The organism is Peribacillus faecalis (assembly GCF_014712675.1).
Taxonomy (GTDB): Bacteria; Bacillota; Bacilli; order Bacillales; family DSM-1321; genus Bacillus_AD; species Bacillus_AD faecalis.
In genome coordinates this window covers 51,449-66,329 of the sequence record NZ_JACXSI010000069.1, presented here as the reverse complement: position 1 = coordinate 66,329, position 14,881 = coordinate 51,449, and the positions used below count along the sequence as shown (strand labels likewise).

Genomic DNA, 14,881 nt, shown 5'->3' with positions numbered 1-14,881 from the left:
TTATAAAATCGTCGCTTCAGGTTCGTGAGCAATGATTTCTTTTATATTATTATTTTCATCCATTATCGCTACACGAGGAGCATGGTCTTTCACTTTCTCTTCGGCAACAAGCGCATATGAAATGATAATAACGATATCACCAGGCTGAACTAAACGTGCAGCCGCACCGTTCAAGCAAACAACCCCACTTCCTCTTTCACCGGCAATAATGTATGTCTCTAAACGGGCACCATTATTGTTGTTCACGATTGCCACTTTCTCGTTAGGCAGCATATCGACCGCATCTAGAAGGTCGGCGTCGATTGTAATGCTTCCCACATAGTTTAAGTTCGCCTCTGTTACAGTGGCACGGTGAATTTTCCCCTTCATCATCGTTCTAAACACAGATATTCCCCCGTTATTCGATTTATAATGTGATAATGCAATTGTCTATTAACCTGGCAGATTTAAAAGCTACCGCAAGTGCAATGATTATTTCCCCTTCAAGACTATCCAGTTTCTGCAACTCAGGATATGAATAAATCTCAATATAATCGATTGTCCCGCTCGTATATTTTACTAAATGAGACTCAATAGCTGAAATAATACGCTCGCGATTTCTTTCACCTGCTGCGATTAAGTCTTGCGCAATTTGAAGACTCGCATATAATTGCTTCGCTTCATTTCTTTCTTCAGCCGTCAAATACACGTTGCGGGAGCTTTTCGCCAACCCGTCTTGTTCCCGGACAATCGGCACGCGAACAATGTTCACCGGCATGTTGAAATCGGCAACCATTCCTTCAATAACCGCAACTTGCTGTGCATCTTTCAAGCCGAAATAAGCGTTGTGAGGACCGACAATATTGAAAAGCTTCGTCACAACTGTCGCAACCCCGTCAAAGTGACCCGGTCTAGACTTGCCGCACAGCACATCGGTTCTCTTCTCGACCTTCACTGTTACGGACGGACCTTCTTTGTACATCTCTTCTACAGTAGGATAAAAAATATAATCAACTTGCTGCTTCAATGCTACTTGCTCATCGCGTTCAATATCACGCGGATATTTATCCAAATCTTCATTTTCACCGAACTGCAATGGATTAACGAATATGCTTAATACGACAATATCATTTTCCTGGCGCGCTTCTTTCATAAGCTGCTCATGCCCTTCATGCAAATAACCCATCGTTGGCACAAATCCAATTGTTTTCCCGCTCAGTTTTAGCTGTTGTAATACTTGTTGAAGTTCATTAGCCTTCTTATAAATTTTCAAGTTAGTTGAAATCATCATTATTTTCCTCCGTATAATGCCGTAACTTCTTCTTCTTTCATCGTAAACGAGTGCTTTTCATCCGGAAAAGAACCGTCTTTTACTTCATGTACGTAAGAAGAGATAGCAGAAGAGATACTCTCATTGACATTACCGTATGCTTTCACGAATTTCGGAAGTCGTTTCACACCGTATTGAATAACATCGTGGAATACTAAAACTTGTCCGTCTGTGCCATTTCCGGCACCGATACCGATTGTAGGTATGCTCAGCTTTTCCGTAATTAATGACGCAACTTGGTGAGGAACACATTCAAGCACTAACGCAATGGCACCTGCTTCTTGGCATTTAATCGAATCTTCAATTAATTTTTCTGCCGCTTCAACGCTTTTCCCCTGCACTTTGTAGCCCCCAAGGACGCCAACCGATTGCGGTGTCAAACCCAGGTGGGCAACAACCGGAATGCCCGCTTTTGTAAGTGCTGAAATTTTATAAAGAACTTCATCCGCGCCCTCTACTTTAACCGCATCAGCTTGCCCTTCCTGCATAATACGGGCAGCATTTTTTAATGTTTCATCTATTGATAAGTGATAACTCATAAACGGCATATCCGTTACGGTGAATGTATCCTTTGCTCCACGTTTAACAGCTTTTGAGTGGTGAATCATATCGTCCACTGTTACCGGTATAGTAGATTCATAGCCGAGCACAACCATACCAAGGGAATCACCTACTAAAATCATATCCACATTCGCCTCTTCAGCCAGCTTTGCAGAAGGATAATCATATGCCGTAAGCATCACAATCTTCTCTTTTTCTTGTTTCATTTTCAGAAAATGGCCTGAAAGTTTCATCACTTTATTCCTCCTTTAATTTAGAGGAGATAAATTACACACTTAGTTAATCGCATTAAAAAAACCCTTCAAATGCGCAGAAGGATCCCGTAACGATTACATTGTGTTTTCACCCCTCTGTCCTTGTCCAACGCGGATCTAGGCAGACTATTTTATTGATACTTCTTCACTGTCCTGCAAGGTGCAGTTCTGTAGTCGATACTGCCCAAGGTCATTATAACAGAGTACCGAAGAAGTATGCCACAAAAAAATAAACCGTTTTCATAATTATTCTACAAATTGCTTTTGTTTCAGTATTTTATGTGTAGTTTTTTCTATTTAATCAGTCATTATTACTTGGTTAATCCAGCGCCTAAGTAGGAGTCGCCCTCCTCTAAATAATGGTGTAGTTTATGTTGATTTCCGCTTCCGCTGCGGACGGACACTTTCCTCGAGTGGGCGCCACGCTTATCTCATAGGAATCGCCGCCCTCCGCTCCAATCAATTAAAAGTTGTTCTACCCTAGAATAATTGTCATCCGTAAGAAAGAAACAATAAGATTATTGGGTATTCCACAAGAGTGCGAACGAATTTAGCTCTTTTCCAAACTTAAAACAGAATTTCGGGCATATCTTTTTATAAATGGGGGTGATTCACTATGCAAAATATTCAAGAACTATGTAAACAATTCGCTAAAGAAGTTAACGGTAAGGCAGATGTGAAAAATGGTGTTTGTTCTGTTGAGTTTCATCGTAATCTTAATGTAATGAATATGCTACTTAGATTCACCTCGATGAAAAAGGAGACATGCGGGAGGACTAAGCCAGCCGCGCCGTGAAACCCGCTTTTGGTTTCACGGCGCGGACGGCTTAGGACCGAGCATGGCAGGTATAAGGTTAGACAGCTAACTAAGTTCAAAAATATACTTTCTTATCTTTTAGAAAAACCATTACCGGTCCTTTTTCATCATGAATATGCTATTTAGATTCACCTCGATGAAAAAGGAGACATGCGGAAATCGAAAAGCGGAAGCGGCCCGCTTAGCCCCGACCTGCATAAGACAAATCACGTAGGAAATTGTAAAATTTCCAGAGTGGTTTGGCTTAGACCATAGAGCTGTCAAATTCATCACTTATCAGTCATGAATTTGACAAGATACTCTAGGAAGATTCTCTAAGATGAAAACTGGCTGGCCGCTGCAGCTAGACAAAGACTAGTAAGGAACAGCGACTAAAAGCGCTACGTCCGCATATCTTCGTCGTTGTGACTCTCATAGTGAGAGCCCCACATGAGAAACCCGGTTTTAGTTTCTTGGGGGAGGCAGCAAGTAATGAACGTCGGCTAAAGACGCCACATCCGCATGTCTTCACTGATATGACCTACATCCTATAGGCCTCCGAGCATGGCAAGTGTAAGGTTAGACAGCTGTCTAAGTTCAAAAAGGTTCATTCAAAACTATAACTTTCTTAACTTGTTAAAAAACAAGGTCCCTGATAAGTCATAAAAACTTTTCAAAGACCCTGTTATTAATAAACTTATATTTCAATATCTGCCGAGTAGATATTATGAATTTGTCCGTGTTCGTCCCTGATTAACAGTACACCTTGATCCGTAATGCCAAGAGCAATACCGACAATCTTTTCATTAATGGTTGTAGCGGTAATCGTTTTGCCGACGCTGATGGCGTAGCTTTCCCATAGTTCTTTCACGACAGCAAATCCATCTTTTTGATAAACCATGTACAAGTTTTCAAAGTGTCGCAAAAATGAGCTAATGATGGCTTCACGGGCAAATGTTTGCCCTGTTTCAATATGCAATGACGTTGCGATGTCCTGCAGCTCTTCAGGAAAATCTGTTTGCTCCTGATTAACATTAATGCCGATACCAATAACAATAGAGTGAATGGAATCAGCTTCAGCTTGCATTTCCGTCAATATCCCCGTAATTTTCTTGTTGTTCAACAAAAGATCATTCGGCCACTTAATATATGGGGCAACGGCAATATGTTCTTCAATCGCTTTTGCAGCTGCCACAGCTGTTAAGAGCGTCAATTGCGGCGCCTGGTAGATTGGGATATTCGGTTTAATGATTAAACTCATCCAAATTCCGGTGTTTTGCGGAGAATACCATTTTCTCGCTAATCTCCCTCTCCCCCCGGTTTGCTGATCTGCGACTACAATTGTGCCTTCTGCAGCGCCATTACCGGCCAATTCATTTGCTATTTTTTGTGTAGAATCAACCGAATCATAATAGTAAATATTTTCTCCAAACGTTGTTCCGTTTAAAGCCATTCTAATGCTGTCTGCTGACATTTTCCCTGGAAAACCGGTAATCCGATAGCCCTTGCGGCGGACAGCTTCTACCGTATATCCGTCCTTGCGAAGCGCTTCGATATGCTTCCATACAGCCGTTCTTGATGAGCCGGTAATTTCAGCGATCGATTGCCCGGATATGAAGTCATCTCCGGCATTTGCAAAGGCATCCAACAATTGCTTTCTTATATGAGATTGCATCGTTTTGCCTCCTCGAATATTTGCTCTTTATTATTCTTGATTTCTCCATTAATTACTTTCTCAGAAATAACTGTCAACGCTTCAGAAATCCACGGACCGCTTTTTCTTCCTTCTGCCCATACCACAAAATCAGAACCCTTTACCACCAGATCTGAAGGTGAATGAATGGTCAAAGATTGCCACTGTTCCAATAACGCCTCGTCCTCCATAACCGCATCATAACCTAAAACCGACAGGACATGATTGGCGCTTACCACGTATTCCAAGCCGTTTTGGTAAAGCAGCCACTTTAAGTTCGGCTGTTCAGGCAGTTCTTTTACCAGCTTCATAATCGTACGGATTGTACGGATTCGCTTTACCGATAAGCGCCATTTCCTCAGTGTTTTTTCCACGTTTTCCAGAGTATCTGTACAATGCATCGCCAATGCCCATTTCTCATCTTCACTCTTCAGTTTATTGATTGGATAGCCGGCCAACTGAAGCATCCCGTCTCGCTTGCCGTCTAACTCAGGCAAATACGCAAGCAGGTCCGTCTCAACCAACAGTCGGAGAGCTTCTTGGACATTCGAGCCATCCAGCAGTTTGCCGAATTCAGAGGTAATTCGTTCAACAGAAATAGTTGCTAACAGCTCTTTATTGAAAATAAGTGCTTCAAGTGTTTTCGGCGCGCAAGTAAAGGAAAGCTGACTGACAAACCGGAGTGCGCGCATCATTCGGAGCGCATCTTCCTGAAAGCGTTCATTGGCATTTCCGACAGTTTCAATCAAATGATTTTTTATAGCTTGTTGCCCATGGAATGGATCAATTAATTCCCCGTTTTTATTCATCGCGATAGCATTCATCGTAAAATCGCGGCGCTGCAAATCATCATGAAGGGAACGAATAAATTTTACTTCCTTCGGTTTTCGGTGATCGACATATTCGCTTTCTGCCCGATACGTTGTGATTTCATAGCTTTCCCCGAAAGCAAGCACCATCACAGTTCCGTGTTCGATGCCGACATCGACCGTCTTTGGAAAAATCGCCTTTATTTCTTCAGGCGTTGCCGACGTGGCGATGTCGACATCATGAATCACCCGATTCAATAAATAATCGCGGACGCTGCCACCGACAAACACAGCTTCATACCCGTTTTGCTCAATTTTATTCAATAAAGGTATTGCTCTTTGAAAGTACTCGTTCATATTTCCTTCCTCTCACTTAACTTTGCAGAAGCTTATTATAAATTTCTTCATATTGTGAAATAATGGTTGCCGATTGAAACTTCGTCTGAACAATATCCGTACAGTTTTTGACGAAATCTGCATGCAAACTCTCATTTTCAAGCAGTCTCAGCGCATATTCCGCTCCACTCTCGATGTCTCCAAGTTCGCAAATGTAGCCTGCTTTACCATGATCAATCACTTCAGGAATTCCGCCTATATTCGTGCCGATACATGGAACACCGCAAGCCATCGCTTCGAGCAATACAAGACCAAAGCTTTCCTGCTCCGAAAGCAGCAGCATTAAATCACTAATATTGTACAGTTCTTCGACGTTTTCCTGTTTACCTAAAAACAGCACGTCATTTCGAAGCTGCAAAGAATCGACAAGATCACAAACATTGCTCATTTCCGGTCCATCTCCGACCATTAATAGCTTCGCCGGCATTTTTTGCTTCACCTTCTCAAACACTCGAACAATGTCCTTCACTCTTTTCACTTCTCTGAAATTAGAGACGTGGATTAATACTTTCTCTTCGTTTATTCCTAATTCCTGTTTCAAGTTACTTTCCGATTGCTTCTTGTATACTCTTTCATCAATAAAGTTATAAACCGTGTGAATTTCCTTATCAGGCTTAACGATTGACAACGTCTGCTCAGCAAGCGCGTTTGATACAGCCGTCACATAATCGGATTTTTCAATGCCGAATTTAATCAGCTCCTGCATGGAATGGTCATTTCCCAGTATAGAAATGTCTGTTCCATGTAAAGTTGTGACTACCTTCACATCGCGGTCAATCATTTGTTTAGCCAAAATCGCACAAACAGCATGCGGCATTGCATAATGGGCGTGCAAAATGTCCAGTTTTTCTCTTTTAGCCACTTCTGCAATTTTGCTTGCCAATGATAAATCATAGGGCGGATATTGGAAAACCGAATAATGATTTACTTCGACACTATGGAAGCATATTCTCGGATGAACTTTTTTTAATCGAAACGGCATAGAGCTTGAAATAAAGTGGATATTATGGCCTTTATCCGCCAATAGCCTTCCTAACTCTGTTGCAACTACTCCTGATCCGCCTACTGAGGGATAACAAATAATCCCAATATTTAAACTCATGCCTTTCCTCCTAATAAATCTTGTGACAGCAGCAATGGCTTTTTGCTGAAAAATCCTTCTGCATACCGAACGCCGACTTCTTTGCCAATCATTTTGTCTCTGGAGATAATACTTTCAATATAATCGTCCACAAGCGGCGTTTGAAAGCTTGACTCGGTCTTCTCGAATTGACTTTTATACGCCTTCAAGCCATCTGTTTTTGCCTCGATAAATTCAGTGACATCAACAGCAAAATCCGGTTTATGAAAACCATTTATCATATAGTAATACATATTCTCAACACGATGTGGGGGTTGATCTTGCTCATCTACATACTTTCTAACGCCTGCAGAAAAGCAAGCTTCCTCGACTAGTTTCGCACAATTACCGTGATCCGGGTGACGGTCGATTTCATAAGGTACGAATACTAGCTTCGGACGATACAATCTGATGATCGATGCAACGCGCGATATGTATTCTTCCTTTAAAAATAAGCCGCGATCCGGCAAATAAGCATTTATCCTATGCAAGATACCTAAAACTTCTCCGGCGTTCTTCGCTTCATCCATCCGTGTATGAATGGTGCCGTTCGAAGACATTTCCGCTTGAGTCAAATCGCATATGACGATGCGTTTACCGGCAGACGCAAATTTTGCGATTGTTCCTCCCATACCGATTTCAACATCATCGGCATGTGCCCCGATGGCAAGGATGTCTATTTCTCTCTGCATGTCTCTCTCACCTTAATTTTTATAAATTTCTCCACTCTATATAGCCCGATTCTAAACCACGAATAAGAACTTCACCTGTTCCGATATTCGTCGCAATCGGAATTTTGTAAACATCGCACAATCGTACGAGTGCATTTATGTCCGGGTCATGAGGTTGAGCCGTCAATGGATCGCGAAAGAAAAATACGACATCCATTTCATTTTCAGCGATTTTCGCACCGATTTGCTGGTCTCCTCCTAATGGTCCAGATTGAAAGCGATGGATGGAAAGGCCTGTTGCTTCACTGATTTTCTGTCCTGTCGTACCGGTTGCAAATAACGTGTGTTTTTGAAATATAGGTAAATACGCTGTAACAAAACCAATTAAATTTTCTTTTTCCTCATCATGAGCAATAAGCGCAATATTCATCGGACGTTCGCTCCTATTCAATAATGTTTTCCAATCCGTACACTAACATATCAATCTTCATGATATTTTCAACTGCCAGTTTAACACCTGACATAAATGATTCGCGGTTATATGAATCATGGCGTATCGTTAACGATTGACCATCTGCTCCGAACATCACTTGCTGATGAGCAATCAAACCTGGCAAACGCACACTGTGAATGCGCATACCGTCAATATTCGCTCCGCGAGCTCCAGGAATCGTTTCTTTCTCGTCCGGATGCCCTTGTTGCTTGCTCTCGCGAACTTCTTGAATAAGTTGAGCTGTTTTTACAGCTGTACCAGAGGGCGCATCAAGCTTTTGGTCATGGTGCATTTCGATGATTTCTACATCTGTGAAATATTTAGCAGCCATTTGCGAGAACTTCATCATTAGAATAGCTCCAAGTGCAAAGTTAGGAGCTATAATACAGCCTAATTCTTTCTCTTCACACATTTCTTGCAGTTTTTGCAAGTCTTCTTTCGTGAAACCTGTCGTTCCAACTACTGGACGAACACCATGTTCTAATGCTGTTACTGTGTGCAGCATACCGAATTCAGGCGTTGTCAAATCAATCAGCACATCTGCCTGTACTGTCTCAAGGCACTCTTTAATATCTGTAAAAATTGGCGCCGGAATATTTTCAAATCCCTTTACATCTTGTAAATTGCCGCCGTCATTTTTTCTGTCGATAACTGCAACAAGCTCGAAATGTTCCGTATTATGTACTAGCAGGACAGCTTCTTTCCCCATTCTTCCACGCGGTCCGGCTACTGCTATTTTAATTTTCTCCATATTATTCATTCCCCTTTTCTTCTATTCTTGTCCATCTATCTCGATCTCGCGTTTTAAACTTATTCATAACCATCTCATGCGCTTCTTCCAAATCGATATTTAACGAATTGGCAAAGCAAATAAGAACAAAAAGCATATCGCCTAATTCTTCTTGTATTTTCTTCTCCGTCTCGGTATCCTTCTTCGGTTTCTCGCCATAATAATGATTCACTTCGCGCGAAAGCTCTCCCAGTTCTTCTGTCATTCTTGCCAGCATTGCAAGCGGGCTGAAATAACCTTCCTTGAATTGACCGATATACTGGTCGACATCCAATTGCATGTCCTTCATGCTTTTAGCCATTATGTATCACCCTTATCAACAAATATATTTCTATTATAGCAAATGTTTGGGTGCAGACTGAAATTTACGGATTAACGCTAGCAATACGCGCCCTTACATATTAGCTAAATTAATGGAGCATTTCAATTGTTCAAAGCGAACTGTTTTATCATTTATGTAATACATAACGCCAATTGGCTTTCTTGCTATTTTTCTTATATAATGAGAACGCAGTTGATGTCTTTTTAGTTTGGAGGTTTTGCAGTGGTATTTGGCTTAAAATACAAAAATATATTCTTTATTCTTTTAGGAGCTGCCATCTTTGCTTTCGGTTTGGTTCATTTCAATATGCAAAACAATTTGGCTGAAGGCGGATTTACCGGCTTAACGCTCATTTTGTATCAATTGTTCAATATTAATCCCTCTTATTCCAATTTGGCTTTAAACCTTCCACTATTTCTAATTGGATGGAAATTTCTCGGAAGGAATTCATTTCTGTATACAATTATCGGAACAGTCGCACTGTCTGTATGGCTATGGATTTTTGAAAGATATCAAATTAGTCTTGGCCTCGAAAATGACTTGATGCTTGTTTCATTATTTGCAGGTGCGTTTATTGGAGTCGGTCTAGGCATCATTTTCCGTTATGGAGGCACAACCGGCGGAGTCGACATTATTGCCCGTCTTGTTCAAAAATTTGTCGGCTGGAAAATGGGCAGAACGATGATTATTTTCGATTCATGCGTTATTATTCTTTCGTTATTTACATATTTATCAATTCGGGAAGCGATGTATACATTGATTGCCGTTGCAATTGGAGCGCGACTTGTTGATTTTATGCAAGAAGGAGCTTACTCTGCCCGTGGTGCGATGATTATTAGCGATAAAAATGAGCAAATAGCTGATGTAATTTTAAAAGAGATGGAACGCGGAGTAACTATTTTGCGCGGACACGGACCTTATTCAAAAGTCGATCGTGATGTTTTATATTGCGTTGTCGGAAAAAAGGAAATGGTCCGACTAAAAAACACAATTATGTCTGTCGATCCTCATGCCTTTGTTACGGTGAGCATGGTGCATGACGTGCTTGGAGAAGGCTTCACATTAGATGAAAACAAAAATCCGATTGAACATTAAAGCAAAAGCGTAGGCGCCCCCTAAAAAGCACCGTATGAACTGGAAGCCGCCGACCAAGATATAGAAAACACGAAGGGCGGTTGACGAAGGGCAATAGGTGCTGGGCGCTGAAGCTAGACGTCGATACTCTTCATAAAATTTAGTAGACTTTTACAATTTCATAATACGTTTAGAAAAGCCATCTGCTGCAGATGGCTTTTCTTATCCCGCAAACTATGCGGTTTCCACTTCTTTCACAGCATGTTCTATGTGCATCATCCTCATATTGGAAGGTCGGAACACGTATAGAGTTATGATTATTAATGCCAAACTAGAGCCGAACAAAAGCAAGTGAGCCGGCACCAGGTCATAAAGCAAACCGAACAGCAATGTGCCAAGCGGCATCATTCCCATTGCCATTGTTTCAAGGATGCCAAACACTCTTCCCCTATATGCTTCATCCACCTCTTTTTGCAGCAAAACTCCAACTGGTGTGTTCGTTAAAACACCGCAGCTTGTTAAACCAAACATCATAATCATATAGAAGATGACAATACCAACATAAGGAAAATCAATGACTAATGGAACAGCAAGCATTCCTATAATGATTGACATTGATAAAATCGAACGTTTCGAAAACATAAGCGGGTTTTGAACCGTGCTCCTAGAAGACATATAAATGGATGCGATCAGCATGCCGACTGCTCCAGCCGCTTCAATGACTCCGATATGTCTCGCTTCAACCTGAAGGATTTCTACTAAAACGTAAGCCCCACCTACATTAAAAGCTGTAAAAAAGAAGTTAAGCCATAATGATACCCATAAAATCGTTGAAACAATCGGTTTTCCTTTCACGTAAGCAAGGCTATCTTTCATGCTGGTCACGATTCCTTCTTGCTTCACTTCATTATCTTGCGCCGCTTCAGCCTTTTTACTGAATAAACGGAAATCCATCGTTGCTTCTAACAATAAAGAAATCGCATACGCAATCATGTGAATGAGCAGAAAGACATGCATTGAAACAAAGCCATACAACATTCCTCCGATAACCGGTCCCCCAATTGCAGCAACAGAAAGAGATAATTGATTGAAAGACATTGCTTTTTGTATGCGATCTTCATCAACTAAATTAGCAATTGAAGAACTAAAGGCTACACTTGTGAAAGTACTGCTAATCGCATAGCAGGCGGTTGTTATATAGACCGCAACTAGTGACAAGTCAACGATACTCGAATAGAGAAGCAGACCACCAACCGAAATAACCGCACCTGCCTGACCTGTCAGCACAAGCATCTTCTTCGAAAATCGATCTGAAAAATAACCAGCAATTGGTGCCAAAATCGTTCTTGGTAAAATGCTGCAAATCATATTTGCCGCAAAGCTGAATGCTGACCCTGTCATCGCTAAAATATACAAACTTAAACCAAATGAATATACATTAGAACCTAATGAAGAAATCATTTTACTAATTAAAAACGTCCATAAGTGATATGTCGCTCTCTTCATTTTTACAGCTTCATTCATAGCTTAACACCATCCAATCCCCAAATGTTTAATTTAATTAAACTTAATATAACACAGGAAGTTTTTTCCTGACAACAGTTTTTTAAATTTAATTAAACTTTTTATACTTTACTACGCAATTATTGTTTAATATAATTAAACCAAGAGACAGACGTTGGAAATAGGGTGAAAAAAATGAACGGAATTGGCAAACGAATTAGAAAGCTTAGAAAAGAGAAGAAACTGACATTAGAGACACTTTCTGGAGATCAACTTTCCAAAAGCATGCTCAGCCTGATTGAGAACGGTAAAGCGCAGCCATCAATGGAAAGCTTGCATTTTATCGCAAGCAGGCTCGGCGTAGAGGTAAATGCTTTGCTTCAAGATGACGATTCAGAAGAGGTTCGGCTATTGCTGGATAAAGTCGAACAATTGATGGCAGAAGCAAATACGGTAGAAATGTACGAACCGATCGAAAAACTGATTGAACCGCAAATACCCAATCTTCAAAAACGAAATTATGAAAATGCGCGCCTGTTAGATTTATATGCCCGTCTTGCCTATGTAACAGGATCATACAAGGAAGAATCACATATGCGGGATGCCATCACACGATATAAGGAATTAAATATGTTCAATCACGTCATAGATTGTTATATTCATTTATGCTGGAGACAATTTGAACAGCGTCATTACAAAGAAGCGTTGCAGTTTTTACATGAAGCCGAAGCGCACACTGAAGGAAAACAGCATTTCATCAATAATTTAACGAAGCTTGATATGCACTATATGTTAACGATTATGTATTTAGCAGTTGATGATATTGAACGTGCTATGGAGCACTTGCAGGAAGGGATTAAATTATCTAAAGAAGATAAAATCTTTTATCGGATCGATGACTTATACCGCTTTATGTTAATTCGCGCAATTATGGATTGCGATGAAAAAGCAGCTGAATACTATATTTTAAAACTTGAGCAGTATTCAGATTTTGCTGATGATACAGCTGTTAAAGTGTCATTAAACTTTATAAAAGCACATTACTTGAACCAATTTAAGAAAGAATTTGATGAAGCTCTTACTTTACTTGAAGAGACCGTCAAATCTCATAAAGACGTAATTTCAAGTACTGGAATCACAGGGCTTTTTAAAGTAGAAGAAGCCTATTGCCACTGGGCATTAGGACACTATGAACAATCACTGGAATTGCTAAAAAACGAGAAAGTCTCTGAGTACATTCATCATCCTTATGATTTAGCCATCAGCTATCAACTTTTTGCTATACGAGCCCTTTGCTATGAAGAACTTGGGCAACACGAAAAAGCAATGGTCGAGATTACACTCGGCTATAACTTGGTAAAACCTTTACCTAAAAACTTGTACCAATCATTTATTTTTGACACATATGAAAAAGTAACAGGAATGAAAGTATAAAAAAACAGGTTGTTCCTAATAGGAGCAACCTGTTTCTTTCTTAAAAAGGAACGGTGACGGTTTTTCGAGTTAGTCTTCAGAATTCATGCCAGTGTAAATCATGATCAGACGAACTAATTCAAGCACAGCAACTGCAGCTGCTGCCACATATGTTAATGCTGCCGCATTTAAAACTTTTTTAGTTTCGCGCTCTTCATCTGAGCGGATAATACCAAGTGATACAACTTGATCCATTGCTCTTGTTGAAGCATTGAACTCTACAGGTAACGTAACGACTTGGAATAAAACCGCTGCAAGCATACAGATAATCCCGAACAGAACGAAATTAGATAAACCTGCAATAAAACCGATTAAAATCAGTACCCATGACAAGTTTGAACCAATGTTCGCAACAGGGACAAGCGAGTGACGCAATCTCAGGAATGCGTAATCTTGCTGGTCTTGAATAGCATGGCCAACCTCATGGGCAGATACGGCAGTTGCCGCTAATGAATGACCGTGGTAATTTTCAGATGATAAACGAACAACTTTGCTTCTTGGATCGTAATGGTCGCTTAAATACCCTCTTGTTTCTTCAACATGGACATTGTATAAACCATTATCATCAAGAATTTTTCTTGCTACTTCGGCACCCGTCATGCGAGAAGATGATGCAACTTTTGTATAACGTTTATACGTTGACTTCACCTTGAATTGAGCATAAATCGGGATCAAAATGATAATCGCCAAGTAGATTAAATAACTAGCCATTGTTACCTCCCAAAAAAAGTATTACTATTATTTTAGAAATAATAGCAGTAACTGTCAATCTTTCTGTTTATTCTTATACTTTAAACCCTCCTTTGAGCCGCGGTATTTTTTCCAGCCTACATACGATAATGTTGTAATAATGACACTGCCTGTCGATATAATGACCCACCAAAGAGAAGGGTCGGCTTCATCCTCTTCCATTTCATCAAAAAGCGATTGCATTTCATATTTCAAGACAGCCAATTCCTGCTGCTCCACTCCATTAAGATATACTTGCGGGCGATATTGATCAATATAATAAAATTTCGAATCCAGCATTTGAACCGTCTCCGGATGAAAATCCACTTGCAGGCTGGCATATATTAAATCGTATTGCTCCAGCAGACGATCTAATTCACTTTCGAACATAGCCTCATCATGCTCACCGGCTGCACGAATCGCATCTTGAAAAGCGCCCATCATTTGCTCTTCCATATTCGTCCATAGCGGCTGACTATCAGTATGGACGGCATCTACGACAAGCCTCAGCTTTGTAGCGGAATTTACTTTTTCATTATGCTCTGCATCCGGATCCTTCATCTTCTGCATTAGTTCTTCATATGCTGAATACACAATTCTAAATTCATCATTTGTAAATACATTTTCACTTGCAGTCACATCTAAAAAATTTGCTGAAAAAGAATCTAGTAGTTTCAAAGCTAAATCATACCGTTGCACCTTCACCATTTGCAATATTTCATCCGTCTTTGCATCAAGCTTCTGCAAATCTGAAGAGGCATCAGCAATATTAGCGTATGGAATAAATACATAAAAGGCAACAAATAGTATTAAGATTTTTTTTACCACAGCATGTCCCTCCTCTTCCTCTATTACTTATATGAGAGAGAGAATGCTAGTATAACTAAA

15 protein-coding genes are annotated in these 14,881 nt (G+C 40.4%); 2 read left to right on the top strand and 13 right to left on the bottom strand.

Features of this window, described 5'->3' with window-relative positions:
- The 10 genes from panD to IEO70_RS18970 all read right to left on the bottom strand — a co-directional run bounded on the left by panD (position 1) and on the right by IEO70_RS18970 (position 9,193).
- The gene (panD, locus tag IEO70_RS19015; RefSeq protein ID WP_190999953.1) at positions 1-384 is read right to left on the bottom strand and encodes an aspartate 1-decarboxylase; all 384 of its coding nucleotides are present in this window, start codon (positions 382-384) and stop codon (positions 1-3) included.
- Between the two features lie 22 nt (positions 385-406).
- Positions 407-1,252 (bottom strand): pantoate--beta-alanine ligase, encoded by an 846-nt coding sequence (gene panC, locus IEO70_RS19010; RefSeq protein WP_407949781.1) that lies wholly within the window; start codon positions 1,250-1,252, stop codon positions 407-409.
- 17 nt (positions 1,253-1,269) lie between these two features.
- Positions 1,270-2,103: a 3-methyl-2-oxobutanoate hydroxymethyltransferase gene (gene panB / locus IEO70_RS19005; protein WP_190999997.1), complete on the bottom strand. Its 834-nt coding sequence runs from the start codon at positions 2,101-2,103 to the stop codon at positions 1,270-1,272.
- A gap of 1,514 nt (positions 2,104-3,617) precedes the next feature.
- Positions 3,618-4,595, bottom strand: coding sequence for a biotin--[acetyl-CoA-carboxylase] ligase (locus tag IEO70_RS19000; RefSeq protein WP_190999952.1), 978 nt, complete (start codon positions 4,593-4,595; stop codon positions 3,618-3,620).
- Complete coding sequence (locus tag IEO70_RS18995; protein ID WP_190999951.1) at positions 4,580-5,779, bottom strand: CCA tRNA nucleotidyltransferase; 1,200 nt, start codon at positions 5,777-5,779, stop codon at positions 4,580-4,582. The genes IEO70_RS19000 and IEO70_RS18995 overlap by 16 nt, the downstream gene beginning before the upstream one ends.
- Before the next feature lie 16 nt (positions 5,780-5,795).
- Entirely contained in the window at positions 5,796-6,920 is a 1,125-nt protein-coding gene (gene bshA / locus IEO70_RS18990; RefSeq protein ID WP_190999950.1) for an N-acetyl-alpha-D-glucosaminyl L-malate synthase BshA, read from the bottom strand.
- Complete coding sequence (gene bshB1, locus IEO70_RS18985; protein WP_190999949.1) at positions 6,917-7,630, bottom strand: bacillithiol biosynthesis deacetylase BshB1; 714 nt, start codon at positions 7,628-7,630, stop codon at positions 6,917-6,919. The genes bshA and bshB1 overlap by 4 nt, the downstream gene beginning before the upstream one ends.
- A gap of 19 nt (positions 7,631-7,649) precedes the next feature.
- The gene (mgsA, locus tag IEO70_RS18980) at positions 7,650-8,039 is read right to left on the bottom strand and encodes a methylglyoxal synthase (RefSeq protein ID WP_190999948.1); all 390 of its coding nucleotides are present in this window, start codon (positions 8,037-8,039) and stop codon (positions 7,650-7,652) included.
- A 13-nt stretch (positions 8,040-8,052) separates the two neighbouring features.
- Positions 8,053-8,853, bottom strand: coding sequence for a 4-hydroxy-tetrahydrodipicolinate reductase (gene dapB / locus IEO70_RS18975; RefSeq protein WP_190999947.1), 801 nt, complete (start codon positions 8,851-8,853; stop codon positions 8,053-8,055).
- A gap of 1 nt (position 8,854) precedes the next feature.
- The gene (locus IEO70_RS18970) at positions 8,855-9,193 is read right to left on the bottom strand and encodes a nucleotide pyrophosphohydrolase (RefSeq protein ID WP_190999946.1); all 339 of its coding nucleotides are present in this window, start codon (positions 9,191-9,193) and stop codon (positions 8,855-8,857) included.
- A 243-nt stretch (positions 9,194-9,436) separates the two neighbouring features.
- On the opposite strand from IEO70_RS18970, the gene IEO70_RS18965 reads away from it, so the two are divergent.
- Positions 9,437-10,309, top strand: a complete 873-nt coding sequence (locus IEO70_RS18965) for a YitT family protein (RefSeq protein WP_190999945.1) — start codon at positions 9,437-9,439, stop codon at positions 10,307-10,309.
- Between the two features lie 213 nt (positions 10,310-10,522).
- Here IEO70_RS18965 and IEO70_RS18960 read toward each other — a convergent pair whose 3' ends face one another.
- A complete protein-coding gene (locus IEO70_RS18960; protein WP_190999944.1) occupies positions 10,523-11,812 on the bottom strand; it encodes an MFS transporter in 1,290 nt (429 codons plus the stop codon).
- A 174-nt stretch (positions 11,813-11,986) separates the two neighbouring features.
- On the opposite strand from IEO70_RS18960, the gene IEO70_RS18955 reads away from it, so the two are divergent.
- On the top strand, positions 11,987-13,225 hold the full coding sequence (locus IEO70_RS18955) for a helix-turn-helix domain-containing protein (protein ID WP_190999943.1): 1,239 nt from the start codon (positions 11,987-11,989) through the stop codon (positions 13,223-13,225).
- Between the two features lie 69 nt (positions 13,226-13,294).
- Here IEO70_RS18955 and IEO70_RS18950 read toward each other — a convergent pair whose 3' ends face one another.
- Positions 13,295-13,975: a zinc metallopeptidase gene (locus tag IEO70_RS18950; protein WP_190999942.1), complete on the bottom strand. Its 681-nt coding sequence runs from the start codon at positions 13,973-13,975 to the stop codon at positions 13,295-13,297.
- A gap of 54 nt (positions 13,976-14,029) precedes the next feature.
- Positions 14,030-14,821, bottom strand: a complete 792-nt coding sequence (locus IEO70_RS18945; protein ID WP_190999941.1) for a sporulation protein YpjB — start codon at positions 14,819-14,821, stop codon at positions 14,030-14,032.
- Between the last annotated feature and the right edge of the window lie 60 nt (positions 14,822-14,881).

What these genes read in the sequence shown, in the direction of transcription:
- panB (WP_190999997.1), bottom strand. Translation starts at nt 2,103, where the DNA reads ATGAAACTTTCAGGCCATTTTCTGAAAATGAAACAAGAAAAAGAGAAG.
- IEO70_RS19000 (WP_190999952.1), bottom strand. Translation starts at nt 4,595, where the DNA reads ATGCAATCTCATATAAGAAAGCAATTGTTGGATGCCTTTGCAAATGCC.
- IEO70_RS18995 (WP_190999951.1), bottom strand. Translation starts at nt 5,779, where the DNA reads ATGAACGAGTACTTTCAAAGAGCAATACCTTTATTGAATAAAATTGAG.
- bshA (WP_190999950.1), bottom strand. Translation starts at nt 6,920, where the DNA reads ATGAGTTTAAATATTGGGATTATTTGTTATCCCTCAGTAGGCGGATCA.
- bshB1 (WP_190999949.1), bottom strand. Translation starts at nt 7,630, where the DNA reads ATGCAGAGAGAAATAGACATCCTTGCCATCGGGGCACATGCCGATGAT.
- mgsA (WP_190999948.1), bottom strand. Translation starts at nt 8,039, where the DNA reads ATGAATATTGCGCTTATTGCTCATGATGAGGAAAAAGAAAATTTAATT.
- dapB (WP_190999947.1), bottom strand. Translation starts at nt 8,853, where the DNA reads ATGGAGAAAATTAAAATAGCAGTAGCCGGACCGCGTGGAAGAATGGGG.
- IEO70_RS18970 (WP_190999946.1), bottom strand. Translation starts at nt 9,193, where the DNA reads ATGGCTAAAAGCATGAAGGACATGCAATTGGATGTCGACCAGTATATC.
- IEO70_RS18960 (WP_190999944.1), bottom strand. Translation starts at nt 11,812, where the DNA reads ATGAATGAAGCTGTAAAAATGAAGAGAGCGACATATCACTTATGGACG.
- IEO70_RS18955 (WP_190999943.1), top strand. Translation starts at nt 11,987, where the DNA reads ATGAACGGAATTGGCAAACGAATTAGAAAGCTTAGAAAAGAGAAGAAA.
- IEO70_RS18950 (WP_190999942.1), bottom strand. Translation starts at nt 13,975, where the DNA reads ATGGCTAGTTATTTAATCTACTTGGCGATTATCATTTTGATCCCGATT.